This window comes from Actinotignum timonense (assembly GCF_900155575.1).
In the GTDB taxonomy this organism is placed as follows: domain Bacteria; phylum Actinomycetota; class Actinomycetes; order Actinomycetales; family Actinomycetaceae; genus Actinotignum; species Actinotignum timonense.
On record NZ_LT706975.1, the window covers coordinates 1 to 1,565 of the forward strand.

Sequence of the window (1,565 nt, forward strand, 5' to 3'; positions counted from 1 at the left end):
GCGCGGTGAGAACGGGAACCGGGTGGCCGAGCGTGCCGCCGCCAGCCGCATCCCCGCTCTGGAGCAAGCGGCGCGAGCGGCTTGAGCGCGAAAGCGGCCACGGGCGGGGCAGCGAGCGAAGGCCGGGTAACGAGCGAAGGCCGGGTAGCGAGCGCGGGCGCGGCAGCGCGATATCTACCGGCACCTGAACGGCCTGGAAACCGCGCTGCGAACCGGGGAATTTGGCGATGCGTACTCCCTGCACACCGGGCAGGTGGGAGAGCGCCATGAGCCAGGCCACCGCGGAGCGGCCCAGCGAAAATGTGGCTCCCGGCAGCCGACTGCGCATACGCTCCACGCGGGCCTGGGAGAAACTGGCTAGGCACACCCGCCCCGCGGCCCCGGTGCGCCGCACCGCCGCGACCAGCGGTTCTACGGCCGCATCGGATTTCGCGTCCAGGTTAAAAACAGCGTCCGGGAAGGCATCGAGGACTTCATCCAGGCGCGGCGGGCGCTCCCCGGCCTCGTTACGAACCTGAGCTACTTCTGCCCAGGTGTGCGCGCTGATCGGGCCAACGCCGTCCGTGGTGCGATCCAGGAGCGGATCGTGGAGGATGACCGCCACACCATCCGCGGTGGCGTGCACATCCGATTCGATATGCCGAAATCCCGCGCGGTAGAGAGCCTCAAAAGCGCGCAGGGAGTTTTCCGGGTATTCGTTACCGCCGCCGCGGTGGGCGATGATGAGCGCGGGCCCATCAATATCGTAGAGTCGCCCCATTACTTGCAATCCGCCTCGAGGGGCTGGGCTTGGCGTTCTTCCAGGAAAGCGAGCGGGTCGAGGAGTTCGTCGTTGGCGGCGTGGATCTCCAGGTGGAGATGCGGGCCGGTGGAGTAGCCATTCGAGCCCACCGCTCCGATCACGTCACCGGCCTTGACTTTGTCACCGGCCTTGACGAAAACTCCGTCGTCGTACATGTGGATGTACCAGGAGCTGAACTTTTCCCCGTTAATGGTGTGCTCGATAATAATGAGATTATTTGAGCGGCCCTGGATGCCTTCACCGGCGTGCTTGACCACGCCGTCGGCGATGGCGTGGATCGGGGTGCCGGCCGGCGCACCGAAATCCTGCCCGGCATGGGAGGAAACTTCCCCGGAGATCGGGTCCACGCGGGTGCCGAACGGCGAGGTGAGTCGGTAGCTTCCCTCGGGCAGCGGCTTGACGATGAGGCGATCCGTGGGGATATCAAAAGCGGCGCGGGTACCGGACGCTCCGGCGGAAGTGGGGCAGGCGCGGCGCGGATTTTCCGCCGCGGTGCGGGCCTGGGCGCGTTGAATCGCGCCGACTTCCCCGGTGAGCTGGGCCGGAGTGGTGAATTCTTCCGCCATGGGCGCCACGAAAGCCGGGTTCGCGGCCTGCGCCGCATTGCCCTGCAAGGTGGACATAACGGGAAGCACCATGCCCAAGCAGGCCACCGCGCCAATAAGAATATTGCGATAGGGAGAAACGGAACGCGCCACCGCCCAGTGCGCGGCCGCCCCGGCCAGAATGCGGTCCGAACGCTCCCGGTTCTGCGCCCGCCCGC

General features: G+C 66.9%; 2 protein-coding genes. Both read right to left on the reverse strand.

What is annotated here, in order from left to right; translation table 11 throughout:
* On the reverse strand, positions 1-760 hold a 760-nt coding region (locus CZ322_RS09665), incomplete at its 3' end, for a glycerophosphodiester phosphodiesterase family protein (RefSeq protein ID WP_234984565.1).
* On the reverse strand, positions 760-1,565 hold an 806-nt coding region (locus tag CZ322_RS09670), incomplete at its 5' end, for a M23 family metallopeptidase (protein WP_087071225.1). The genes CZ322_RS09665 and CZ322_RS09670, both read right to left, overlap by 1 nt.